Genomic DNA, 23,495 nt, shown 5'->3' with positions numbered 1-23,495 from the left:
TGTCCTGACGCAGCAGAGCATGCCCGCTCTGCCGCGTGGGCCCGCAAGCGCGCCCGCTGCTGGAGAACTGAAATGTCGCTTTCCGCTGGTTCGATCGCCTTCACCGGGTTCAACGGCGACGGCAACGACAATCTGTCCTTTGTCGCCCTGACCGACATCCCACAGGGCACCGTGATCAACTTCACCGACAGCAACTGGGATGGAACGAGCTTCGCCACCGGCAGCAACGCCGAGAGCACGATCGCCTGGACTGCGACCAGTGCGATCGCCGCCGGCACCGTCATCGGCATCAACAACATTGGCAAGGGTACGCTCGGCGCCAGTGCTGGAATCGTGACTTTCACCGATGCCAACAACACCGGCCTCTCCAACGACAGCGAGGTTGTCTACGCCTATGTCGGCTCCTCGACGTCGCCGACGTTCCTCGCCGCGATCTCCAATGTCGGCTACGCGACCTCCGACGGCACGCTGACCGGAACCGGCCTCGTCGTCGGCCAGACCGCAGTCAGCTTCACTGGAGGCCTCGACATCGTCGGCTATATCGGCCAGCGCTTCGGCCTCGCCACCTTCGCGGACTATCTCGCCGCGATCGGCGACACCGGCAATTGGATCACCCAGAACGGCAGCGGCGATCAGAGCGCCGACGGCAATACGCCGGACGCACCGTTCCCGACCACTGCGTTCACCGTGGCGCCCGCGGCGGCGCAATTGATATCGTTCTCGCCGTCGAACGTGTCGATCGCAGAAGGCGACAACGGTACCAGGACCATGACCTTCACGATCGTGCGCACCGGCGGCACCACCGGCGTGCTGAGCTTCTCGGGTACCTTCGCCGCCGGTGCCACCAACGCCGCCGATTACGGCGGCACGCTTCCGCCGTCGATCTTCAACGGCAGCATCGCAGATGGTGCGACCTCGGCGACCATCACCGTTACGGTTTACGGCGACACCATTCCGGAGGCCGACGAGAGCTTCACGCTCACGCTCACCAGCGTCAGCAACCCCAGCGCAGCGGCCACGATCGGCACCGCGACCGTGACCGGCACGATCATCAACGACGATGGGGCGGTGGTGTCGGGCAATTCGTCGACCCCGATTACGGTGGCGAACAACGACTATCTCACCATTCTAGGAGGCGCGACGCTATCCGGTTCTACCCCGGTCACGTGGGTCGGCGGCAGCACCTCGCCCGGCGTACTGCTGGACAATTTCGGCACCATCGCCGGAACCAGCCGCGCGATTGACACCGCCGGGTCCGCAAGCGGCAGCTTCACCATCAACAACAGGGGCAAGGCCACCATCACCGCGACCAAGGACGCGGTGAAGATCTCGAACCTGGTCTCCGGCACCAGCGGCACCTTCAACATCAGCAACGCGGGCACGATCTCCTCGACCGGAACCGGCAGCAATGCCGGCCAGGCGCTCGACCTCGAAGACATCAATTCGAGCGGCGCTAACATCGTCATCAACACCGCGGCGAGCAGCGTGATTTCGGCGGCCGATGCCGATGCGATCCGGACGGGCGTCAACGCCACCATCAACAATTACGGCCAAATCGTCAGCCATAATGCCTCGGCGGCCTCGTCCGGCAACGATGCGATCGACTTCCGCTCCAACACCGGCGGTGTCGTCAACAATCTTGACGGCGGCATTATCGACGGCGCGCGCCACGGCATCACCGGCGACCAACCGATCACCGTCAGCAACAACGGCACGATCACCGGCGAGGCCGGCTCCGGCATCAACATGGATAGCGCCGGCACCACGACGACGGTGGTCACCAACCGCGGCACCATCACCGGCACCTCCGTGAACGGTGCGGACGCCGACGGCATCGACGTCGACGGCCTGGTCTCGATCGACAATTTCGGAGCCATCAGGGCAATCGGGCTCGTAGCCGCGGCCAACGGCCTCAACGAGGCGCTCGCGATCGGCGGCGGCTACGTCCACAACGAGGCCAACGGTCTGATCGTCAGCGACCAGCGTGCGATCACCGTCGACGACAGCAACGACGGCAGCGCCTTCGCCGCCGTCTCCATCGTCAATAATGGTTACATCCAGGGCAAGAACGGCCAGGCGATCTCCATCACCGGCACGTTCGACGATACCATCACCAACACCGGCACCATCGTCGGCAGCATCGACATGGGCGGCGGCAATGATGTCCTAAGCAACTGGGGCATCATCACCGGTGACGTGTCGATGGGAGCCGGCGACGACAGCATCTCCCTCTTCAACGGTGCGGATTTGACCACGGGGCACTCCGCCCTGAATGGGGCGATCGATGGCGGTGCGGGCACCGATACGCTCAAGCTTTCCGGCAGGGACTTCAACCAACTCGGCGCCGTGATCAACGTCGAGAATCTCGACGTACAGAGCGGGAGCTGGTTCACCCAAGCCATCGCCGGCTATTCCTCTGTCAAGGTCAAGGCAGGAGCGGGGGTGGTCTTCACTGATACGGCCCCAGCCCCATCGCTCGGCGCCAAGACCATCTACAACGAGGGCGGGATCTCGGCCACCATCGGCACTTTGGGCGACTTTGAGGACACCATCATCAACAGGGGAGGAATGTCCGGCGGCATCTCTACGGACGGCGGCGCAGACACGCTGATCAACAGCGGCTCGATCTTGTTGTATCCCGTTGCCGTGATCGACCTTGGCGACGGCGACGATACCTTTACCAACAGCGGAACCGTTTCTGGCGATGTGAAGTTGGGTGCCGGAAACGACACCATCAACCTTTTCAACGGTTCGACCGTCGCCGGTAAGGTCGACGGCGGCACCGGAAACGACAGCATCAACCTTGTCACTGGTTCGATCGTCGCCGTTACGCTCGACGGCGGCGATGGCAACGACACGATCAATCTGTCGGGGTCGGGCAGCTGGACGCTTGGAAAGACGATCGGCATCGAAAATCTCGATGTGCGTGGCGGAAACTGGACGACCAGCGCCGGCACGACTTATGCATTTGTCACGGTCGAGACCGGAGCCAACCTTTTCATGCAAGGCCAGAGTTCAAGCTCAGCCGGCACGGTGGCGCAGGGCGCTGCGCTCTACGTGTACGGCAAAGCGGACGGCGCCACTGTGCGCGGCGAACAGTGGATTGTGGGTGACGGCAGAGCGAACGGCACCATCCTCGACGGCGGCAGCCAGAACGTCTATGGCGCGGTCGTGACCCAGACCACGATCGGCAACGGCGGGGTGCAGTACCTTCATGGCAGCGCCGTCACCACGATTCTCAACGACGGCGGCGGGCAGAACGTCTATTCCGACGGCACGGCGACCGGCACCACAGTCAATGCCGGCGGCGTTCAGAACGACTGGGGCGCGGCGAGCGGAACGACGCTCGAAGGTGGCGCTCAATATGTGTTCGGCACGGCAAGCACGACGATCCTCAATTCGGGCCTGCAGGTCGTTGAGAACGGCGGCGCGGCCAACGCTACGACGATCCACGGCGGCGATCAGATCGTGTTCGGCGGTGGAACAGCGACCGGCACCACCATGGACGGCGGCAGCCAGGAGGTCTACGGCGCGGTGGTGACCCAGACCACGATCGGCAACGGCGCGATCCAGCATCTCCATGGCACCGCCGTCACCACGATCCTCAACGGCGGCGGCGCGCAGAACGTCTATTCCGACGGCACGGCAGCCGGCACCACGGTCAATGCCGGCGGCGTTCAAGTCGATTGGGGCGCCGCCAGCGCCACCATCGTCAACGGCGGCGTGCAATTTGTGTATGGCAGCGCGACCGGCACGACGGTCCTGTCCGGTACGCAATATGTGCAGTCCGGCGGCCGCGCGGACGACACCACGATCGGCTCGGGCGGGCTCGCCTTCGTCCATGCGGGCGGCACGATCGACGATGTGATCTTCGCCGGTCCCAATGCGTCGCTGGTTCTTGCCCAGGCGTCGGCCTTCACCGGAACGATTTCCGGCTGGCAGGATCATGACAGCATCGATCTTGGCGATATCCTGTTCAGCGACGGCGCGACCTCGCTCGCGTATGCACAGAACAACGACAACACCGGCGGCACGCTGACGGTCTCCGACGGCACGCATATCGCGACGCTGAGCCTGCTCGGCCAGTACAGTGCTGCCGACTTCGCGCTGTCCTCGGACGGACATGGCGGCACCCTGCTCACCGATCCGGGGCTTGCACCGCAGGTTGCACTTGCACCGGCGCTGCATGGCTGAGGCCGGGAAGGCCAAGGTGCCGTAGTTGCGGGATCGCGGCGCCCTCAGCGCCGCGTTTTTCGCTTGGCACACGATCACGTCATGTGGGGGTGTATCGCAACAAATATGTTATTAACATGTCACGTTATCATATCATTAACCGGCAGTGTCACGGGCCGCGCCCCGCTGCTGGAGAATTGAAATGCCCCTTACTGCTGGCTCCATCGCCTTCACCGGATTCAACGGCGACGGCAACGACAATCTGTCCTTTGTCGCCCTGACCGACATCCCGCAGGGCACGGTGATCAACTTCACCGACAGCAACTGGAACGGAACCAGCTTTGCCACCGGCAGCAGTGCCGAAAGCACGATCGCCTGGACCGCGACCAGCGCTATCGCCGCCGGCACCGTCATCGATATCAACAACATCGGCAAGGGCACGTTCGGTACCAGCGCGGGCTCGGCCACGTTCACCAATGCCAACAACACCGGCCTGTCCAACGACAGCGAGGTCGTCTACGCCTATGTCGGCTCCTCGACCGCGCCGACCTTCCTCGCCGCGATCTCCAATGTCGGCTATGCGACCTCCGACGGCACGCTGACCGGCACCGGCCTCGTCGCCGGCCAGACCGCGGTCAGCTTCACCGGCGGCCTCGACATCGTCGGCTATAACGGCCCGCGCTCCGGCTTTGCCAGCTTCGCCGACTATCTTGCTGCGATCGGCAACACCGCCAACTGGGTCACCCAGAACGGCAGCGGCGACCAGAGCACCGACGGCACCGCGCCGGACGCGCCGTTCCCGACCACCGCCTTCACCGTGGCCGCGCCCGCCACGCAGACGGTCTCGTTCTCCCCGGCGAGCGTGTCGGTTGCCGAGGGGCAGAGCGGCACCAAGACCATGACCTTCACGATCGTGCGCACCGGCGGCACCACCGGCGTGCTGAGCTTCTCCGGCAGCTTCGCCGCCGGCACCACCGATGCAGCCGATTTCGGCGGCACGCTGCCGGCCTCGACCTTCAGCGGCAGCTTCGCCGACGGCGCGTCCTCGGCGACCATCACCGTCACGATCTCCGGCGACACCACCGCGGAGCCCGACGAGAGCTTCACTCTGACGCTGACGAGCGCCAGCAATCCGGGCGCAGCGGTCACGATCGGCACGGCAACGGCGACCGGCACCATCGCCAATGACGACGGCACCCTGGTCTCCGGCAACTCGTCGAACCCGATCACGCTCGCCAACGATGATCATCTGGCCGTCCTCGCCGGCGCGACCCTATCGGGCTCGACACCGGTCACCTGGATCGGCGGCAGCACCTCGCCGGGCGCGCTGATCGACAATTCCGGCACCATCACCGGCACCAGCCGCGCGATCGCCACCAGCGGCTCGACCAGTGGCAGCTTCACCATCAACAACAAGGTCGGTGCCACCATCACCGCGACCAAGGACGCGGTGAAGATCTCGAATCTGGTCTCGGGCACCAGCGGTACCCTCACCATCAACAATGACGGCACGATCTCCTCAACCGGAACCGGCAGCAATGCCGGACAGGCGCTCGACCTCGACGACATCAATTCGGCCGGCGTGCACACCGTCATCAACAACGCGGCCACCGGCGTGATCTCGGCGGCCGATGCCGATTCGGTCCGGGCCGGTGCCAACGCCACGATCAACAATTACGGCCAGATCGTCAGCCACAACGCCTCGGCTGCTTCGAGCGGCAACGACGCGATCGACTTCCAGTCGGTCAACACCGGCGGGGTCGTCAACAACTTCGCCGGCGGTATCATCGACGGCGCGCGTCACGGCATCACCGGCGACCAGCCGATCACCGTCAGCAACGACGGCACGATCATCGGCCGCAGCGGTTCCGGCATCAACATGGACAGCGCCGCCAGCACGACGACAATCGTGACCAACACCGGCACAATCACCGGCACGGCGGTCGGCGGTGCCGACGCCGACGGTATCGATGTGGACGGCCTGGTCTCGATCGACAATTTCGGGACGATCAGAGCGGTGGGCCTGACCAGCGGTGCCAACGGCCTCAACGAGGCGCTCGCGATCGGCGGCGGTTTCGTCCACAACGAGGCGGGCGGCGTCATCGTCAGCGACCAGCGGGCGATCACCGTCGACGACAGCAATGACGGCAGCGCCTTCGGCATCATGACGATCATCAACGACGGCACCATTCGCGGCAACAACGGCGAGGCGATCTCGATCGTCGGCACGTTCGGCGACAGCGTCACCAACACCGGCAGCATTTTCGGCAGCGTTACCACCGACGGCGGCAACGACACGCTCACCAACAGCGGCCTCATCATCGGCGACGTCTCGATGGGCGCAGGCGACGACGCCATCGACCTTTTCACCGGCTCGACCGTCGCCGGTACGATCGACGGCGGCGACGGGTTCGACACGCTCACGCTTTCGGGCGGCGGCGTACTGGCGAGCGCCGTGGTCAATGTCGAGAAGCTCGACGTCAAGAGTGGGGTCTGGACGATCGAGGACGCCACCGGCTATTCCGACATCAAGGTCGAAAGCGGCGCGGTGGTCGTGCTCGAGGGCACGGCCGACGGAATGGTGGTTGCCGCAGGCGCCGCGCAGGCGGTGTTCGGTCTGGCCTCGAACTCCGTGATTGCGGGCAACCAATACATCCAGATCGGCGGCTCGGCCGACGGCTCGACGATCGTGACCGGCGGCGAGCAGGACATCCTCGGTGGCGGTATCGCGAGCAACACCGCCGTGGACGGCGGCACCCAGAACGTCTTCGGCGTCGCGATCGACACCACGATCGCCAACGGCGGAATGCAGCACGTTCACAACAACGCCTTCTCGACCACCGTCAATGCCGGGGGCGAGCAGAACGTCTATGTCGAAGGCAGTGCGACCGGGTCCACCATCAATGCCGGCGGCATCCAGATCGATTGGGGCTTCACGATCGTCACGACGATCAGCGGCGGCGCCCAGTACGTGTTCGGCTCGGCGAGCCTTACGACGATCAATTCGGGCCTGCAGGCCGTGGAAGGCGGCGGCATCGCTTCGGACACGACGATCCATGGCGGCGGGCAGGATGTCTATCTGGGTGGAACCGCGATCAACACCACGATGGATGGCGGCATCCAGTCGGTCTCCGGCGGCACGGTGGTCCAGACCACGATCAGTAACGGCGCCCTTCAGATCCTCCACGGCAGCGCGTCGATGACGACGGTCAACGCCGGCGGCCAGCAGAGCGTCTATGCCGACGGTGTCGCGACCGGCACCACGGTCAACGCCGGCGGCGTCCAGGTCGATTGGGGCGCCGCCAGCGCCACCATCGTCAACGGCGGCGTGCAATTTGTGTATGGCAGCGCGACCGGCACGACGGTCCTGTCCGGTACGCAATATGTGCAGTCCGGCGGCAGCGCGGACGACACCACGATCGGCTCGGGCGGGCTCGCCTTCGTCCATGCGGGCGGCACGATCGACGATGTGATCTTCGCCGGTTCCAATGCGTCGCTGGTTCTTGCCCAGGCGTCGGCCTTCACCGGAACGATTTCCGGCTGGCAGGATCATGACAGCATCGATCTCGGCGATATCCTGTTCAGCGACGGCGTGACCTCGCTCGCCTATGCTGCGAACGGCGACAACAGCGGCGGCACGCTGACCGTCTCGGACGGCACCCATACCGCCTCCCTGAGCCTGCTCGGCCAGTACAGCGCCGCCGACTTCGCCCTGTCCGCGGACGGGCATGGCGGCACCTTGATCACCGATCCGGCGGTGGTGCAGCAGGCCCAGCTCGCGCCGGCGCTGCACGGCTGAGGCTGCGAGAGACGACACCGGCGATGGCGGGGGTCCCTGCCGTCGCCATCCTTCTGCGTCCGCTGATCCGGCGGATTTCGCCTCCGGATACCGCATTTTTGCAAGCCGCCCCCTGCTAAGGGGCAATGGCGCCTGTGCCTGCTTCTCTATAATCCTGCCCTCAAGTCTCGACTTTAAGTCTCGACTTCAAGTGTTGGGGGCCGGCGATCCGCGCCCCACGATAATATGCGGGAGGAAGCATGCGGAAATTCATTCTGGCTGCGGCATCGGTTGCGGCCTTGACCGGGGCTTTGGCGTCGACCGGACCGGCATCGGCCCAATCGCCGATCATCATCAAGTTCAGCCACGTCGTCGCCACCGACACGCCGAAGGGCAAGGCGTCGGAGAAGTTCAAGGAGCTCGCCGAGAAATACACCGGCGGCAAGGTCAAGATCGAGGTCTACCCGAACTCGACGCTTTACAAGGACAAGGAGGAGCTCGAGGCGCTGCAGCTCGGCAGCGTGCAGATGCTGGCGCCGTCCAACTCCAAGTTCGGCCCGCTCGGTATCCGCGAGTTCGAGGTGTTCGATCTGCCCTACATCCTTCCCGACCTGAAGACGTTGCGGAAGGTGACGGAAGGCCCGCTCGGCCTGCGGCTGCTCAAGCTGCTCGACTCCAAGGGCATCACCGGCCTTGCCTATTGGGACAACGGCTTCAAGCAGATGAGCGCCAACAAGAAGCTGGTCGCGCCGGCGGATTATCAGGGCGTCAAGTTCCGCATCCAGTCCTCGCGCGTGCTGCAGGCCCAGTTCAAGGCGCTCGGCTCGCTGCCGCAAGTGATGGCGTTCTCTGAAGTCTATCAGGCGCTGCAGACCGGCGTCGTCGACGGCCAGGAGAACACCTGGTCGAACATCTATACGCAGAAGATGCACGAGGTGCAGAGGTACATCACGGAGACCAATCACGGCTATATCGGCTACGTCGTGATCGTGAACAAGAAGTTCTGGGACGATCTGCCGGCCGACATCCGCGACCAGCTCAGCAAGGCGATGAAGGAAGCGACCGACTTCAACAACACACAGTCGCAGAAAGAGAACGACGACGCGCTCGCCGAGATCAAGAAGAGCGGCAAGAGCGAGATCATCAAGCTCACGCCGGAGCAGGACGAGGCGATGCGCAAGGCGATGGAGCCGGTCTACAAGGACGCCGCAGGCCGCGTCGGCCAGCCGCTGATCGACGAGTTCCTGAAGGAAGCCAAAAGCACCACGAACTGAGAGCACCACGAACTGAGCGTATGACGAACTGAGAACGCCACGAACCAGCTCACATCCTGCGTGGATATATAGTGCAATGAACAAAGGGCTTCCGTGCCGGCACGGAAGCCCTTTTTGTTGCAAATCGTTTCAGTCTGCATCTGAACAGGCATTCACGGTAGTTACATCTCTGTAAGAATGGCTTCCCTGTCCAAGTTGTAAGTTGCGCGTCAGCGGTTCGGCGCTCATCTTCAGTGCATCCTTCCAGAGGAGGTACGTATGAGGAAGTTCACCATCGCCGCCATCGCCGTGCTGAGCATCGCCGGCTCGGGCGCGGTCTATGCCCAATATCATCGCCCGTGGATGGAGCACTTCCGCCACATCCGCATGAACCCGGAAGACCGCGCCGCCTTCGTCGACGCGCGGATCGCCGCCGTCCATGCCGGGCTGAAGCTCAACGCCGATCAGGAGAAGCTGTGGCCGCCGGTCGAGGCCGCCGTGCGCGACTTCGCCAAGCTGCGCATCGACCGCGCCAATGCGCGGATGAACGCCGGCCCCGGCGGCGCCAAGGACGGCGACAAGCCGGAGGATCCAATCGCCCGCCTGCGCGAGCGCGCCGACGACATGGGCGCCACCTCCGCGGCCCTGAAGAAGATCGCCGATGCCGCCGATCCCCTCTACAAGACCCTGGACGAGGGCCAGAAGCGGCGCCTCGCCGTGCTGACCCGCCACCGCGGCCCGTTCGGCGGCGGCGAGGACGGCCCGCCCCGCCACTTCATGGAACGCGGCATGGACCGGATGATGGAGCGCGGCATGGACCGCTTCCACGGCGACCGTTTCGACCGCGATGGCGGCCCGGACCGGGATCGCGAGGGCCGGCTCTGAGCCACCCCGTATTTCCCGCGGGATTAACCTTCGGGTTGCCTTGGCGAAGCCGCTGGAATCCAGCGGCTTTTCGCTTTTTGGGGACTGTGGAAAAACCTTCACCACATCGCTTGCCATCCCCGGATCGCTTTGCTAAACGACCGGCCTCGCAAGGCATTTGACCGCCTTTCGGGCGCATAGCTCAGTTGGTAGAGCAGCTGACTCTTAATCAGCGGGTCCCAGGTTCGAGCCCTGGTGCGCCCACCATTAGAAAGGTCATACTTTCCAAGACCTTTCCGAAGTGATCGCCGAGACAAAATGGGTCTCGTGCGACCTTTCCTATGTCGACCGCATCGCCATCGCTGTACGACTTCTCCTTCGCTTTTGTACCAAGACCCGTCCTAGAGTATGCAGACTCGATGGTACGGGTCGATCGGGGACTCGTCGTGAAGTAGGATATTCGGGCGAGCAAAACCGACAATCAGTTCTGCCTGTCCCCGGGGAGCATCGCGTCCTGCAAACGGTCCGGTGTTTACTCGGCCATCAGGGCCGACATCGGCAGCGCCCGTGATCGACTTGATCTTCTCCATCGCGAAGTGCGAGGTGACGTTCTTGAGCGGGACGCCGTGGATCAGCTTCTTGGAGCTTGCGCGCTCAACGATGGGAGCGTCGGTTCAAAGACCATTTTCGAGTTCAGGGCTGAGATGGTCTCGCAAGGAGAACCCGGATGCGCCGTCGGCGCGATATTGTCCTCGAACAACCGGGGCAGCCAATTTTGCGGCTTTGGAAGGACGGAGAGTACGTCAGGGTCAAGCTGATGACCTCCGCGCCAAAGGCAACAGCTCTAACGTCCTAGCACTCGCCGGACGCATAGCATTCTGATTTCGTTAGTTTGGTGTAGTTGCTCAGCACTCGGGGGATCAACGGAGCCTAGAGTCTCGGTACTAAACTTCGTCTCCAATTCTGAAGCCATGCAGATGCAAATCTGCAAGCAAGCGTCTGTCGAAAAGCCGCTTTGCTGCCCGCAACCGTTTCGACACGCTGAGAGAAACTGCGGTCGCCATTCTGCGGCCGTGGCGATTGTTATAAAATTGATAGCAGCTATCGCCAGAGCTGGGAGAAACGCGGACATTGCTTCGCTTCCCTTTTTTAGTTTGCTAAGGGGCCGCTCTAATCCGACTCCATCTTTTTCAAGATCCAGCTACTTGCGGAGTTGTCCCTTGAAGCGGAACCACAAATGACCGATCAGTGATAGGACTATGGCAGCCACAATTATCGGGAGCCAAATCGACGTGGTTATGATGAACAAGGAAACGATGACCACACGTCCAAAGACCGATTCGCTGACCGGATTCTTAAGGCGAGCGAAATAGGCGTAGATGATAAAAATGGTGGCCGGCACCATCCACGCGGCGACAAGCACCAGTAACAGGTCAACAAGTTGGCTGGCATAATGGTGCACGAGCGCACCTCCTGACAGCGTCGGCGCGACTTGCTGTCACCGCTGCGCGAGATGCGGTGATTGTCGACGATAATTGGTCTTCGTTCGCGTTGGTGGGCATTTGCACGCTCGGCATCGCTGTCACGGCCGGTGCCCAAACTCGTGCGAACCCACAGCCTTCGAAGCTGGGGCCTCTCAACGCGCACTCGTTGAGATAGCTCGGGCAAGGGCTCGTCCAATGCAATCATAACCATCGGTGGTGTTGTGCAGTCCGTCCCACGTTACGAGCGCGCTCTGCGCAACTCCGGCATTGATCGAGTTTCGCATCAGCGCAAAACGAGAGAACAGCCCGACCCGTTCCTGCTTCGCGACATCGGCGATGATGCCCTCCATCACTGAATAGCTAGCGGAAGCGAGTACCTGTGGCGCATATTGCAGATCCATCAACACGACATCGGCAGACCCCGCCTTAAGTGCCCTTACCCCTTCAAGAACGCTTCTTTTGAGCCCTTGGTCCGGCCGGCCGCCCCAGGCGACGTCATTAGTACCCAATTGCCAGATAACGAGATCAGGCGTGTGCGCGAAAACGTCACGCCCGAACCGTGCGATGTTGTTCGGAATCGTATCGCCGACCCGACCGCTGTTGATGACCTCGATCGTGGCGTTGGATCTCAGTCTCGAGAGTTCTCGGCGCATCACTTCCGGATATGTGGCTGCGGACCTAAGTACCCAGAGCCCCACCGTCGACGATGATCCGATCGCGACAATCTTTAGCGGCTCACCAGATTTCAAACGCGCCGCCGTGCGGGGCAACTGTGCGCCCAGCGAGACAGCCAAATTTGCAGCAAGGCATCTCTCGCCAGATGATGCCTCGTCCTGCGCTCGAGAGGGCGACGTGCTGAACAAACCGACAATCACGGCAGCACCAATCGACGCTATTGTTCGAGCGGTTCGGCTTCCGCATGGCAGGACAAATCGACCCATGTTCCCCAATAACTTGTCGATTCTCTCTTGACAACCCTTGGCTTCAAACGTCTGTCTTCGATTGCAGATCGATAGACGCGTGGGCGGCGAGCAGTTCGCATGAGTCCGGGGATAAGGCAATGTCCGGCAAGCCTGTGGCGAAACGGTTGGTATTCCATATCGGCGGCTATGATCCAATCACGTCGCATGCCAGCGCGCAACGACGCTTTGTGCGCGAAATTGCGAGGTTCCAACGTACTTGGTCAGTGAAAGCGGCCGTTGACGGTTTGCATGATACCGCCGACCAGATCCGATGGAATGTGACGACAACTGGCCCCGATTGGCTCGTCGAAACCGACTACCGTCTGGTCCAATGGCACGACGTAATTGCGGCCTTCGGGCGTCGAAGCATCGGCTCACGCATTTCCGTCGGGATTCTTGCGTTTCTGGATTTCGTTCTGACCGGCACGCTTTGGCGATACTTGCTGACCAACTGGCGCTACGCATTGTTCTTTCTCTATCCATTGGTCATGTTTGGAGTGCTCATCGCGGCCGCCTTTTTGATTGCCCTGGCTGCATTCAAGATCACCGGATCCATTCCTGTCGCTGCCGGTGGCGGTTTCTTCGGGATCGTCGCCGTTTTTGCAGGCCCGTGGCGCTGGCTCCACCTAGGCAACTTGTTCGACGACTGGATTTTCTCTCGCGAGTATATTCGATGCGGTAATTCGGAAATTGAGCAGAGACTAGACAGATTGGCCGCCGAGCTCGTGGCTGCGGCGAGCAACTCTGCCGCAGACGAAATTTTGGTCATAGGGCACAGTCTTGGCGCCGTACTTGCGGTCGATCTACTTGATCGCGCCTTGAGGCTGGACCCTGCGTTCGATCGGAACAAAACTCCCGTGACATTCTTGAGCGTTGGATCATCCATACTCAAGATCGGCCTGCACCCGAAGGCAATACGCTTTCGCACGGCTATGGACCGCGTCGCCAAGTCACGTGCGATCTTCTGGGGCGACTATCAGGCCCTCGTCGACCTGTTGAACTTTTACAAAAGCCGGCCAATGGCCGAAATGGGCTTGTCGACAGAAAACGAGGCGATCGTTAGGATCGTGAGACTTAGTCGAATGCTTGACGACGACATCTATCGACGCATCCGCTTCGACTACTTCCGCGTGCACAACCAGTTCGTCAGCGGAAATGATAAGCGAACATCGTATGACTACTTCATGCTGACTTGCGGACCTATTTCAGCCAAATCCCAGACGCTCGCGCCGGATGGCGCCCTGTCGATGATCGCTGACGACGGAAGACTTATTGCGAGCGTGCCGCCGTCAGCAAGCGAACTGCCAGGTATTCCGGGCGCGGTAGCCGGGTTCAAATGACGCCCACCATTTCGAAAATCATCTTCGTTGCGTTGGCGATCGGCTGGTACGTCATACGTTATAAGTACGCGCGGCGTTCGCGCCGTGCCAGGGTCGTGTGGAGCGCTCGCGGCCCCCTGGAAATTGCCCTCCTGCTCATATCTCTTTCGGGACTCGGGCTTATTCCGCTTGTCTACGTAGCGACAGGAATGCCTCGTTTCGCAGATCACAGCTTTTATCCCTCGTTGGCTTGGCTGGGGTCTTTCCTTGCGATTGCGGCTTTGGGCGTGTTTCACCTCACTCACCGTGCACTCGGCCGGAACTGGTCGGTAAGTCTCGACGTGCGGGAGAACCATGAACTCGTGACGGAGGGGATTTACCGGAGAGTTCGACACCCGATGTATTCGGCGTTTTGGCTGTGGGCTATCGCCCAGGCATTGCTGCTGCCTAACTGGATTGCCGGTTTCGCGGGCCTGGTCGGCTTCGGGATTTTGTTCTTTGGCCGCGTCGCAAGAGAAGAGCGAATGATGCTGCAGACGTTTGGCGACAGCTATCGCGAGTATATGGCGCGGACCGGTCGGGTCTTCCCGCGGGTCCTCTGAAGTAGGTTCCGGCGCGCCTCGATCCATTGCGCGAAGATCGACATGGAACCCTATGCCTCAATTTGCGTGCCATTTCCGCAACATACGGTAGAAAAAGCTGTCGGAGGCGCGGACTCCCCGGTCTATTCGTTGGTGTCGTGGCGAGTGTCGGGTTATTCCTATGGGCCTCAGGGTGAATTCCAATCGCTCCCGAACAATGGTGGGGAACCTATGCTGAAATTCGTTGTACTGGGAATCGCTTCTTTGGCCTTCGTGGGAACCGCAGTTGCTGCCGACCTGCCACGGCCTCAGCCGGTCGCCGCCGCCGCGCCGGTTGGCAAAGCTCCGATCGGCAAATATCCCGTGGGTAAGAGCCCCGTGGGCAAATACCCGGTCGCTGCCCCGGCTCCGTTGGTGACCAAGGGCTGATCTGACTACCCAAACGTACGCCAGCGGCGTACGTTTGGGGTAGCAGGTTACCTGTGGCATCGGATCTTGGATCCAAGGGGATTCGAAGATGGCGGAAGTGATTCGGAAATATCCGGGTCTAAAGCTTCTTGCAAAGGCCGCCATGCTGGCGGCCTTTGTAGGCTTGGGGACCGGGATCAGTAGCGCGCAACCAATCGTGGCGCGTACCGACCAGCAGCAACGGGATGCTCTCCCAAGTTCGGCGACGAAGCATGCGGCGAGCATGGCTGCTGTTACGCCGGCGATATCTGATGTAAAGCCAGCCCGAAGAGCTGCCGCCACGGGCCCCTATTACGTTGATTTTCGTGCCCGCACGGCGGCAACGTACGGTCATGCATTTGTCTGGTACGGAAAGACGGGCGAGAAGCAGGTCGAGGTCGCTGGTCTGGCTCCGGCCGGCGACGAGGTGCCCTATATCCTGGGACACCTCATGTTTGTCCCTTCCGAGACTGGTGCGACCTACGGTGATCTTGACGAGCAATATCTGACGGCCAGCTATCGCGTCTATTTGTCTGAGGCAGACGCCAAGAAGGTCTTTGCTTATATCAAGCGCCAGCAGGAGACTTCGCCGCTCTGGAATGCAGCAACAACCAACTGCACTGCTTTCATCGGCCGCATAGCAACGTTTATGGGCCTCAACGCTCCTTTTCATCTGCTAAAGCCCGAGGAATACGTCAACAGGCTCAGAGAGCTGAACGGCGGACGAAAAACGGTTCAGCTTGAACCCGGTCGCGGCTAGCACCTTCGGATAGGGTTCATTCTATTTTCCTTGCGGGGAGAATAGGTGCATGCCTCCTCTTGGTCATGTCTACACTCTTGCCGCCTATGTTGATCCGCGATCATGATCGCGGTGTAACCGACCTTTGCGGCGGTCACGGCGTGGAAATCTGCGTGCTGTCAAGTCGACAAGCGCTCTTTCGGCTTTGTGGAAATGGAAGAGTTGAGTTCACGTCGCTCGTATTCGAGCGCGATGGATCAGGCGCATTTTTTGAGCTAAGCCGTCTGAGCCGCCTGGAACGGCGCGGGCGGCCGCTCTATTGCGGCATACTCAATGCCCGCAAGCTATCGCGCCGGAATTCGGGGGACGTGGATGCGGGTCCATATGATTGTTGCCGGCCTTATCCTAGCGATCATCGGGAAGGCCAGTGCCACTGTTGTCGATAAGGGAACCGACGCGCAAAAGTCTTGCGAACTGCTTGTCAAGAACTCGCTTCGCAGTCAGGACGAAGCTCGGTCCGCAGGCGCATGTGAGGGAATGATCGAGACCGCGATGCTCTTTTCACCAAATCTGCCCGCTGATGTGCGTGCGTGCCCCCCCGCGCAAGGCAGCCCTTTGCAAAGTGCGAAGGTTTTTCTGCAGTACCTTGATAACAATCCGGATCGAGTGAATGAACCGGGGATCACCGTCGCTATTGAAGCATTCAGGGATGCCTGGCCCTGCCGCGGGGACGGGCCGTCCACCGGAACTGGCCCGAAAAAGCGTGCCCCCAAAAAAACAAATTAAAACGCGTATTTGTGGCTGCCGATGCTAGCCTCACGGTCTGCGATGTCCGTGTCAGTCCTGATTGATTCGCAATGCACTACCATCGAGGTGCGTGAACTGAATCGCAGTGCTCACCTCCATGACCAGCACTCAAACGCCTTATCGACGAGCGAAGCGAACCCTTGAGCCCCGATAAACAGCGGGGCATTGTGCCATCAACGCCCGGGGCTGGAACAGCATGACAATCGCGTGCCGCGTCCTGATGATCTATCCGAAGTTCGTTCCGAATTCGTTTTGGAACTATGCGGAGGCCTGCGAACTCGTCGGTGCGAAGTACCCCACGGCGCCACTCGGCCTGATCACCGTCGCCGCTATGTTGCCGAAGCATTGGGACATCCGGCTCGTCAACCGCAATACCGAGGCGTTGACGGATGCGGACCTCGATTGGGCCGATCTTGTGATGATCGGTGGTATGCTCAACCAGCAGCCGGATGCCATCTACCTGATCGACCTCGCCCACCTGCGCGGCAAGCCAGTATGTGTTGGTGGGCCGGACGTCTCCTCCAGCCCGCATCTTTACGCGGACGCGGACTTTCAGGTGATCGGCGAGGCCGAGCATGTCATCGAGCAGTTCATCGCCGCCTGGGAAAGCGGCGAACGCAAGGGCGTGTTCATCGCCGAGAAATTCAAGATAGACGTCACGCTGAGCCCGATGCCTCGCTACGATCTGCTTAACTTCGATCACTATCTATACATCGGCATGCAGTATTCGCGTGGCTGCCCGTTCACCTGCGAGTTCTGCGATATTATCGAGCTGTATGGTCGCGTGCCGCGTACCAAGACCAACGATCAGATTCTCGCCGAACTGCAGGCGCTCTACGATCACGGTTATCGCGGGCATGTCGATTTCGTCGACGACAATTTCATCGGCAACAAGAAGAACCTCCGCACCTTGATGCCGCGGCTCAAGGCCTGGCTGGAAGAGCACGACTATCCATTCGAGTTCTCAACCGAAGCCTCGATCAATATCGCGGACGACAGCGAGCTGTTGCAGGCAATGAAGGATGCAAACTTCTTCGCGATCTTCGTCGGCATCGAGAGCCCGGATCCCGAGACGCTCGTGCAGATGAAGAAGAAACAGAACACCAAGCGCAATATCGCCGAGTGCATTCACAAGATTTACGGCTACGGAATGTTCGTCACCGCTGGTTTCATCGTCGGGTTCGACAATGAAAGGGCCTCGATAGGACAGGCGATGGCCGACCTCATCGAGGAGGCGAGCATTCCAGTCTCCATCGTTGGACTTCTTTATGCGCTGCCTGGCACGCAGCTCACACGGCGGTTGGCCACGGAAGGTCGCTTGCACCGGGGCCATGACCGTATGAACGTCGAGAAGGCGGGTGATCAGTGCACGCTCGGGTGCAATTTCGATACCAAGCGTCCGCTTCGTGACATCCTTTCCGATTACAAAGCCGTGCTCGGGCACGTCTACAGTCCTGCGGCATATGCGGGAAGGCTGTCCCGTCTCGCAGCCATGCTCGACCGGTCCGACCGGCGCCGCGATCTGCCGGATGGCGATGTGCGCAAGAGGCTTGGTGGCATCGACAGCCTACACAAGATCATGCGGTCTCTGCCGAAAGTCCGTGAGCCGTTCTGGAAGACCTTTGTCGAAGTCGCCAAGACCAATCCGGGCGCGCTGCGTTACGTCGTGATGCTGATGGCGCTGTACATACACCTCGGGCCGTTCTCGGAGCGCGTGATCGGCGAGATTGACCGCCGCATTGCCGAGTTGGACGATGTGCCTCCATTAAGGGCAACCGCAGTCAGTCAAGTGCTACCTCCAGCGACGGTGTAGCCACAGCCATTGATCGGGATATTCGCGGATCCAGCCCTCGATGACCGATGTAACCGCCTGCATCGTTCCCTGAATGTCGATTTGTCCTGAGGCATCGCGGACCGGCTTCACTTCTTCAGATAGTTCACCACGAAAGCGGTGTCCGGGCAGACGGATGATGCGCACGCCGTGAATTGGGCACTCAATCTGCCGTACCAGCCGGGCAAGCATCGGATTGGCCCGGGTCTTGCGGCCGAAGAAAGTGACCTCGACGCCGTTGGTCAGATACTGATCGACCAGCATTCCAACGTGCTGGCCACTTTTAAGGGCCTCGGCAAGTCTTAAGGGCGCGCTACGACCCGCTGGAATGAGCGTGCCCATTTTCACGGCGCGCAAATCCTGGATGATGCGGTCGGCGGACGCGATGTTGGGTCGGCGATACAGGATCGCGGTATCCAGCCCGTGCGCGACGGCTGCCAGGGCTGGAAGTTCCCAGTTAGCGAGATGACTCGCAAAGATCAGCGCCGGTTTTCCGTCGAGCCGCAGCTGCGTAAACAAATCATACGAGCGCTTGTCGATTTCGATCCGGTTATCCTCGGGCCGCGCGGGATCATAGTTCCAGATGTGATCAAGATGCGCGAATTCGGCGCCGACTCGACCGAGATTGTCCCAGACGCCCGCGAGAATGGTCTCGATCTCTGCAGGCGACTTTTCCGGAAATGCGGCGGTTAGATTGGCACGACCAATCTTTTGCTCCCGCATCATGGGCCCGATTGAGCGAGTGATCCGAGCGAACAAGTTGGCGGTCTTGGTTGGATCGAAATAGCGAGTGGTACGCAGTATTCCGATCGTCAACGCGCCCACCGTCGCTTGGCCCAGGCGTTTGGTCACGTCGCGAAGTTGGGGCCTGGTCCGCATTGCAACGACAACCTTGGCTTACACTTTCGGCTTTCCACGGGCTTCAGCGCGCATCCTCATACCACCAATACGCGATGCGATCAAAGACACCGACGAGTTGCACAGGGCGGCCTCTCGAGCCGGCGTCGATCGAGTTCGCGATGGAGTTGACCTGTCAGCGGAAGACGCGCCATGGCATCGCACGGTTCGAATCGAGCGTGCGGGGTGTTCAGTTCGCGGCGTACGTCAATGCAGCGAGCGTCAGCACGAGCAGGAGCAGGCAAATACCCGCCGTCGACCATTGACGAAGGACGCCGTCGCCTCTTTCGACAAGGCTGCCCAGTTCGACGCAGGTGCGCCGCAACGGCTCGATCGGCCTTGTCAGCTGTTTCCAGGCGTCCGAAGAATTCGGTGGATGTGCCCAGGGACTGAACAGGATTGCGAGCGCCGCACCTCCCAGCACGGACAGGAGCAGCTCGGCGAGCGCATCGATGCCGAATGATTTCGCCGTCACGTCCGGGGGAATCGGCAGGCATGCTTCCCACGGTACCAGGCCGAGCAACAGCGAGCAGGTTGCCAGGGCGAGCGCTGCCAGATCGCGGCCCGGCGGCGATGTTCGGACGAGCGAGATGCGCTGATCGGAGGGCGCGAGTGCATGGGCCAGAACCAGCACCACATAAGCTGTCGTGAACATTGCGCCGACCTGGAGCACGACGACCCACCACCATTGTCCGGTGCTCGCCGCCTCTTGAAGCCATAACTCCTTTGCGAGGGCCGCGCCGCCGGGTTGGACACCCATCAGTGCGAAGCCGCCGATTGCGAAGGCCAGGACGCTGATAGGCAGGACCCGTGCGACACCGCTCAGCCCGGTGATGCGGTCATGGCCCAGCCCGGCATAGATCGATCCGACGGCCAGGAACATTGCTGCCTTTGCGGCGGCGTGAGAGATCGCCTGCAGCACACCGGCCGCAAGCGCCGATCCGCTTTCGAGGCGACCCGAGGCATTGGCGGCGAGCGGAAACATCAGGAAGAGGTATCCGATCTGGGCCAACGTCGAATATGCGACGAGCAATTTGAGGCGCTCTTGCCGCAGGGCGACCACGCTTCCGACCACGATTGCGCCCGCTCCCAGGGCCGCCAGCAATTGCGCCGCGGCAAAGCCGGACAGGCCCGGCAGGACGTTGAACCAAAGCCGCAAGAGGATGAAGAACGAGCCCTTCACGACCAGGCCGGACAGGATCGCGCTCGCCGCCGCAGGTGCGCCTGCGTGAGCAGGTGGCAGCCAGAGGTGCAGGGGAAAGAGCGCGGTCTTGGCGAGAAGGCCGGTCGTCATCAAGGCCGCCGCGACGTAGACGCCGGGCTCTGCACGGACGCGATGCGACAAGAGCATGATGTCGAGCGTGCCGTAGAGGCCATAGAGCAGGGCCGTGCCCAGCAGGTAGAGGACCGAACCGAGCAACGCGAAAAGAAGATAGCGCAGCGCAGCTTGAACCGTTTCCGCACGTCCTTCGAGAGAGGCCATCGGCACTGCGGCGAATGTCAGCAATTCCAGGGCGACATAGAGAGTGAAGAGATCGCCGCCGACGAAGATGATGTTCAGCGCCGCCCAGATCGCGAGCAACAGGATCCAGAATGCGAAGGATGTGCGTTGCGCATCCGCTGCTGCCGGGCGGAAGACCGGTGCGGCAGAGACGGCTACCGCACAGATCACGACAGCGGTTATCGCGAGCATGACCGCCGACAGTCCGTCCGCGCGCAGGGCCACTCCCAACGGAGGCGGCCAGGCACCGAGCAGATAGACTAGGGGGCTGGTCTGCGCCGAGGTCACGACAACGGCCCCGGCGATCGCCAGCCCCAGCGGTATCACCGCGAAGGCAATCTGCCGGACGTGACGGTCGCCGAGAACAAATGCCAGCAGGACGCCTCCGACCGGCACGATGATCGACAGCACGAGCAGGAGGCCGGATGCGGTCGTCGCCAGTGCGGGGGCAGAGGATGGCATCAGCCACCGGACGGATCAGAGCGCAGATGCTCCGTCGCGCGGTCGTCGGCCGTCGTGGCGGCGATGTTGAACCACCGGAGCAGCAAGGCGATCGCCAACGCCGTTGCGGAAAAGGCAACCACTATTCCCGTGATCACCAGGGCCTGTGGCACTGGATCGTTACCAACGCCCGCCGCAGCACCTCTCCGTCCGACGACGCCGAACAGGAGAAACACGCCATTCCCGAGCACATTGAACGCGACGATCTTGCGAAGCGGTTGCGGGTGGGTGATCAGACCGTAGAGTCCAAGTCCGACCGCTGCAGCCGCGCACAGGCCGAATACCGTAACGGCACTCATTGCGACGCTCCCCTTTCCGGTACGCCGGCGAGCAGGAGGGCGAGAGTGGCGGCAATCGTCAGGATCATCGCGACCTCGATGCCCAGGATCAGAGGCTTGGCAAACGCAACCGGATAGGCAAGGAACGCCGGCGCGAAGCAGAGCCCACCGATGCCCACGGCAAGAAACAAGCCGGGCCCGGCGACCAGGACGAGCCGCAGCCGCCGGCTGCTCACAGGTGGCGTATCCGCCAGCCCGGCCATCATGACCAGCAGCCACATGGATGCCAGAACTGCGCCGCCCTGGAATGCTCCGCCGGGTTCATCCGCGCCTGCCCAAAGGATATAAATTCCGATGACGATCCCGGCCGGAGGCAATAGCCGGGCGAGGAACGTGAGGACGCCGTTTGGATCGGCCTCGTGCCGCGGTCCGGGACGGCCGCCCCAGGCTTGTTCCGACGCGAGGGACCAGACACCGACAATCGCCATCAGGAGCACGACCTTCTCCAGCATCGTGTCTAGTCCGCGAAAGGCCATCAGCACGTTGGTGACCGGGTTGGCCATTCCGGTCGCTCCGGCATTCGCGACGACGGCCGGCGCGAGTGTCGGTGCCGGATCAGGCAGCAGCAGGATCGCGAGGGCCAATGTCACCGTGATCGCAGCAGATAATATCGCGGCGCCCAGATGCACGATCCGGCCGGCTCGCTCGGTTGCCATCGCCTCGCCATCGCGCAACCGCGCGGTCGCGCTCAACAGCAGGACACCTCCCAGGCCTCCACCAATAGCCGCCTCGGTCAGGGCGACGTCGACCGCATCGAGACGAACCCATATCAGCGCAACCAGAAGACCATAGGCGACGAATCCGACCGTTGCAGAATAGGTTTCCGGCACGGCGATGGTCCAGACAGCAAGGCCCAGCACCACGGCGGCGAGACCGATCTCGAAGACCGTTGCGATGCTCATCTGCCTGATCCGCCTTGGCGTGCCGCGCGTGCAATCAATTGGGAGACCGTGGCGCCCGCAAGGAGTGCGAACATCCAGATGCTGATCAACTTCAACCCGTCGCGCAGACTTGCTGCCTGCGGGAGCAACCCGAGCACCACGAAGCCGAGGCCGAGGTTGTCGGCCTTGGTCAGCGCGTGCAGGCGGGTCAGAGTATCGGGGAAGCGAAGCAGGCCGACGGTGCCGGCGAAAAAGAAGAACGCGCCCGCCGACACGCCGACAATCGTCAGGATATCGCCGGCGATGTTCATTGGTCCTCCGGTGAACCGGCATAATCGGCCTCGAGGCGGGAAAGCCCCTTCTTGACGAACGCGATGGAGGCGAAAGTGGCGAGCAATGCGAGGATCAACGCCACGTCGATAGCCGCCGGAACGCCGGTTATGGTGCCGAGAAGAAGCAACACGGCGATGCCCGCGGTGCCGATCAATTGTGCCGCCATCATCCGGTCGGCATCGCCCGGACCGCGCAATATCGACACCAGCCCAAGCCCGAGAAGCGCGAGGATCAGGCCGACTGCGGCGGTCAGGAATTCAGTCATTGTAGAGGGCTCGAACCAGCGCCGCTTCTTCGGCGGCAAGATCGGCAACGACCGGCTGCGTCACGTCGAGGCAATGATATATGATCTGTCCATCCTCCTCGCCGGCAGGCACCGTACCCGGCAACAGGCTGGTGAGTGTGGTGAACACGTTCCGGCGCACGCCGCGTGAAAGACCGGTGGGATAGGCGATCAATCCCGGATGGAGCGGCAGCCGCGGATTCAGCGCGCGTCCCGCGACGTCTATTCCGGCGACGACGGAGTGATACAGGAAAAGCAACGCCAGGCGGGCGAGCGCCGGGAGCGACCGCCGCGAGTTGTTCGGTGCGAGGAGGCGCAGGCTTGTCCATGTTGCTGCCGCGACTGCGACCGCTGCGGCCGGAACATCGCCAGGATTGGCGCCGGATAGGATGAGCCAGAGGCAGAGGAACAATACCGCCCGGAACGTCGCGATCGGCCACAATCGTCCGTCCGCGACGGCCGCGCGCCCGTCCCCACCAATTGAAGCTCTTGTCATGTCGGCTTCCTCGTTCGGCCCCGATCT

Annotated in this window: 19 protein-coding genes, 1 tRNA gene and 1 pseudogene; 11 read left to right on the top strand and 10 right to left on the bottom strand. The window is 61.8% G+C overall.

Going from position 1 to position 23,495, the window contains the following annotated elements; translation table 11 throughout:
• Window positions 1-72: 72 nt before the first annotated feature.
• From VGR99_RS36810 to VGR99_RS36790, 5 genes are all read left to right on the top strand, one after another.
• Window positions 73-4,194, top strand: coding sequence for a hypothetical protein (locus VGR99_RS36810; protein ID WP_326904844.1), 4,122 nt, complete (start codon window positions 73-75; stop codon window positions 4,192-4,194).
• Window positions 4,195-4,375: 181 nt separating this feature from the next.
• Window positions 4,376-7,972: a beta strand repeat-containing protein gene (locus VGR99_RS36805; RefSeq protein ID WP_326904843.1), complete on the top strand. Its 3,597-nt coding sequence runs from the start codon at window positions 4,376-4,378 to the stop codon at window positions 7,970-7,972.
• Window positions 7,973-8,211: 239 nt separating this feature from the next.
• Window positions 8,212-9,225, top strand: a complete 1,014-nt coding sequence (locus tag VGR99_RS36800) for a TRAP transporter substrate-binding protein (RefSeq protein WP_326904842.1) — start codon at window positions 8,212-8,214, stop codon at window positions 9,223-9,225.
• Between the two features lie 258 nt (window positions 9,226-9,483).
• On the top strand, window positions 9,484-10,089 hold the full coding sequence (locus tag VGR99_RS36795; RefSeq protein ID WP_326904841.1) for a Spy/CpxP family protein refolding chaperone: 606 nt from the start codon (window positions 9,484-9,486) through the stop codon (window positions 10,087-10,089).
• A gap of 170 nt (window positions 10,090-10,259) precedes the next feature.
• Window positions 10,260-10,335 (top strand) — tRNA-Lys (locus tag VGR99_RS36790).
• 265 nt (window positions 10,336-10,600) lie between these two features.
• Here VGR99_RS36790 and VGR99_RS36785 read toward each other — a convergent pair.
• From VGR99_RS36785 to VGR99_RS36775, 3 genes and pseudogenes are all read right to left on the bottom strand, one after another.
• Window positions 10,601-10,709: pseudogene (locus VGR99_RS36785) on the bottom strand (transcriptional regulator); the annotation flags it as partial.
• Window positions 10,710-11,269: 560 nt separating this feature from the next.
• Window positions 11,270-11,530 (bottom strand): hypothetical protein, encoded by a 261-nt coding sequence (locus tag VGR99_RS36780; protein WP_326904840.1) that lies wholly within the window; start codon window positions 11,528-11,530, stop codon window positions 11,270-11,272.
• Window positions 11,531-11,704: 174 nt separating this feature from the next.
• Window positions 11,705-12,427, bottom strand: coding sequence for an SGNH/GDSL hydrolase family protein (locus VGR99_RS36775; protein ID WP_326904839.1), 723 nt, complete (start codon window positions 12,425-12,427; stop codon window positions 11,705-11,707).
• 185 nt (window positions 12,428-12,612) lie between these two features.
• On the opposite strand from VGR99_RS36775, the gene VGR99_RS36770 reads away from it, so the two are divergent.
• The 6 genes from VGR99_RS36770 to VGR99_RS36745 all read left to right on the top strand — a co-directional run bounded on the left by VGR99_RS36770 (window position 12,613) and on the right by VGR99_RS36745 (window position 18,220).
• Window positions 12,613-13,854, top strand: a complete 1,242-nt coding sequence (locus VGR99_RS36770) for a hypothetical protein (RefSeq protein ID WP_326904838.1) — start codon at window positions 12,613-12,615, stop codon at window positions 13,852-13,854.
• Window positions 13,851-14,435, top strand: a complete 585-nt coding sequence (locus VGR99_RS36765; RefSeq protein WP_326904837.1) for a protein-S-isoprenylcysteine O-methyltransferase — start codon at window positions 13,851-13,853, stop codon at window positions 14,433-14,435. The genes VGR99_RS36770 and VGR99_RS36765 overlap by 4 nt, the downstream gene beginning before the upstream one ends.
• A gap of 210 nt (window positions 14,436-14,645) precedes the next feature.
• Window positions 14,646-14,843, top strand: coding sequence for a hypothetical protein (locus VGR99_RS36760; RefSeq protein WP_282523965.1), 198 nt, complete (start codon window positions 14,646-14,648; stop codon window positions 14,841-14,843).
• Window positions 14,844-14,931: 88 nt separating this feature from the next.
• Window positions 14,932-15,621, top strand: a complete 690-nt coding sequence (locus tag VGR99_RS36755; RefSeq protein WP_326904836.1) for a hypothetical protein — start codon at window positions 14,932-14,934, stop codon at window positions 15,619-15,621.
• 363 nt (window positions 15,622-15,984) lie between these two features.
• Window positions 15,985-16,386 carry a Rap1a/Tai family immunity protein gene (locus VGR99_RS36750; protein WP_326904835.1) on the top strand — a complete coding sequence of 134 codons (402 nt, stop codon included), beginning with the start codon at window positions 15,985-15,987 and terminating at the stop codon, window positions 16,384-16,386.
• A 217-nt stretch (window positions 16,387-16,603) separates the two neighbouring features.
• The gene (locus VGR99_RS36745; RefSeq protein WP_326904834.1) at window positions 16,604-18,220 is read left to right on the top strand and encodes a B12-binding domain-containing radical SAM protein; all 1,617 of its coding nucleotides are present in this window, start codon (window positions 16,604-16,606) and stop codon (window positions 18,218-18,220) included.
• Here the strand turns inward: VGR99_RS36745 and VGR99_RS36740 are convergent.
• The 7 genes from VGR99_RS36740 to VGR99_RS36710 form a co-directional block, all read right to left on the bottom strand.
• Entirely contained in the window at window positions 18,200-19,117 is a 918-nt protein-coding gene (locus VGR99_RS36740) for a lipid A biosynthesis lauroyl acyltransferase (RefSeq protein WP_326904833.1), read from the bottom strand. The genes VGR99_RS36745 and VGR99_RS36740 overlap by 21 nt on opposite strands.
• A gap of 208 nt (window positions 19,118-19,325) precedes the next feature.
• Complete coding sequence (locus tag VGR99_RS36735) at window positions 19,326-21,047, bottom strand: complex I subunit 5 family protein (protein WP_326904832.1); 1,722 nt, start codon at window positions 21,045-21,047, stop codon at window positions 19,326-19,328.
• A 50-nt stretch (window positions 21,048-21,097) separates the two neighbouring features.
• Complete coding sequence (locus VGR99_RS36730) at window positions 21,098-21,436, bottom strand: NADH-quinone oxidoreductase subunit K (RefSeq protein ID WP_326904831.1); 339 nt, start codon at window positions 21,434-21,436, stop codon at window positions 21,098-21,100.
• On the bottom strand, window positions 21,433-22,377 hold the full coding sequence (locus tag VGR99_RS36725) for an MnhB domain-containing protein (RefSeq protein ID WP_326904830.1): 945 nt from the start codon (window positions 22,375-22,377) through the stop codon (window positions 21,433-21,435). Before VGR99_RS36725 ends, VGR99_RS36730 begins: the two co-directional genes overlap by 4 nt.
• Window positions 22,374-22,667, bottom strand: coding sequence for a monovalent cation/H(+) antiporter subunit G (locus VGR99_RS36720; protein WP_326904829.1), 294 nt, complete (start codon window positions 22,665-22,667; stop codon window positions 22,374-22,376). The genes VGR99_RS36725 and VGR99_RS36720 overlap by 4 nt, the downstream gene beginning before the upstream one ends.
• On the bottom strand, window positions 22,664-22,954 hold the full coding sequence (locus VGR99_RS36715; RefSeq protein ID WP_326904828.1) for a monovalent cation/H+ antiporter complex subunit F: 291 nt from the start codon (window positions 22,952-22,954) through the stop codon (window positions 22,664-22,666). Before VGR99_RS36715 ends, VGR99_RS36720 begins: the two co-directional genes overlap by 4 nt.
• Window positions 22,947-23,414: a Na+/H+ antiporter subunit E gene (locus tag VGR99_RS36710; RefSeq protein ID WP_326904827.1), complete on the bottom strand. Its 468-nt coding sequence runs from the start codon at window positions 23,412-23,414 to the stop codon at window positions 22,947-22,949. The genes VGR99_RS36715 and VGR99_RS36710 overlap by 8 nt, the downstream gene beginning before the upstream one ends.
• Window positions 23,415-23,495: the final 81 nt, after the last annotated feature.

This window comes from Bradyrhizobium sp. (assembly GCF_035935975.1).
In the GTDB taxonomy this organism is placed as follows: domain Bacteria; phylum Pseudomonadota; class Alphaproteobacteria; order Rhizobiales; family Xanthobacteraceae; genus Bradyrhizobium.
Note: the sequence above shows the minus strand (reverse complement) of the source record. Positions and strands in the feature narration are given on the sequence as shown.

What these genes read in the sequence shown, in the direction of transcription:
- VGR99_RS36810 (WP_326904844.1), top strand. Translation starts at nt 73, where the DNA reads ATGTCGCTTTCCGCTGGTTCGATCGCCTTCACCGGGTTCAACGGCGAC.
- VGR99_RS36730 (WP_326904831.1), bottom strand. Translation starts at nt 21,436, where the DNA reads ATGAGTGCCGTTACGGTATTCGGCCTGTGCGCGGCTGCAGCGGTCGGA.
- VGR99_RS36725 (WP_326904830.1), bottom strand. Translation starts at nt 22,377, where the DNA reads ATGAGCATCGCAACGGTCTTCGAGATCGGTCTCGCCGCCGTGGTGCTG.
- VGR99_RS36740 (WP_326904833.1), bottom strand. Translation starts at nt 19,117, where the DNA reads ATGCGGACCAGGCCCCAACTTCGCGACGTGACCAAACGCCTGGGCCAA.
- VGR99_RS36715 (WP_326904828.1), bottom strand. Translation starts at nt 22,954, where the DNA reads ATGACTGAATTCCTGACCGCCGCAGTCGGCCTGATCCTCGCGCTTCTC.
- VGR99_RS36770 (WP_326904838.1), top strand. Translation starts at nt 12,613, where the DNA reads ATGTCCGGCAAGCCTGTGGCGAAACGGTTGGTATTCCATATCGGCGGC.
- VGR99_RS36745 (WP_326904834.1), top strand. Translation starts at nt 16,604, where the DNA reads ATGACAATCGCGTGCCGCGTCCTGATGATCTATCCGAAGTTCGTTCCG.
- VGR99_RS36795 (WP_326904841.1), top strand. Translation starts at nt 9,484, where the DNA reads ATGAGGAAGTTCACCATCGCCGCCATCGCCGTGCTGAGCATCGCCGGC.
- VGR99_RS36800 (WP_326904842.1), top strand. Translation starts at nt 8,212, where the DNA reads ATGCGGAAATTCATTCTGGCTGCGGCATCGGTTGCGGCCTTGACCGGG.
- VGR99_RS36805 (WP_326904843.1), top strand. Translation starts at nt 4,376, where the DNA reads ATGCCCCTTACTGCTGGCTCCATCGCCTTCACCGGATTCAACGGCGAC.
- VGR99_RS36750 (WP_326904835.1), top strand. Translation starts at nt 15,985, where the DNA reads ATGATTGTTGCCGGCCTTATCCTAGCGATCATCGGGAAGGCCAGTGCC.
- VGR99_RS36720 (WP_326904829.1), bottom strand. Translation starts at nt 22,667, where the DNA reads ATGAACATCGCCGGCGATATCCTGACGATTGTCGGCGTGTCGGCGGGC.
- VGR99_RS36765 (WP_326904837.1), top strand. Translation starts at nt 13,851, where the DNA reads ATGACGCCCACCATTTCGAAAATCATCTTCGTTGCGTTGGCGATCGGC.
- VGR99_RS36760 (WP_282523965.1), top strand. Translation starts at nt 14,646, where the DNA reads ATGCTGAAATTCGTTGTACTGGGAATCGCTTCTTTGGCCTTCGTGGGA.
- VGR99_RS36755 (WP_326904836.1), top strand. Translation starts at nt 14,932, where the DNA reads ATGGCGGAAGTGATTCGGAAATATCCGGGTCTAAAGCTTCTTGCAAAG.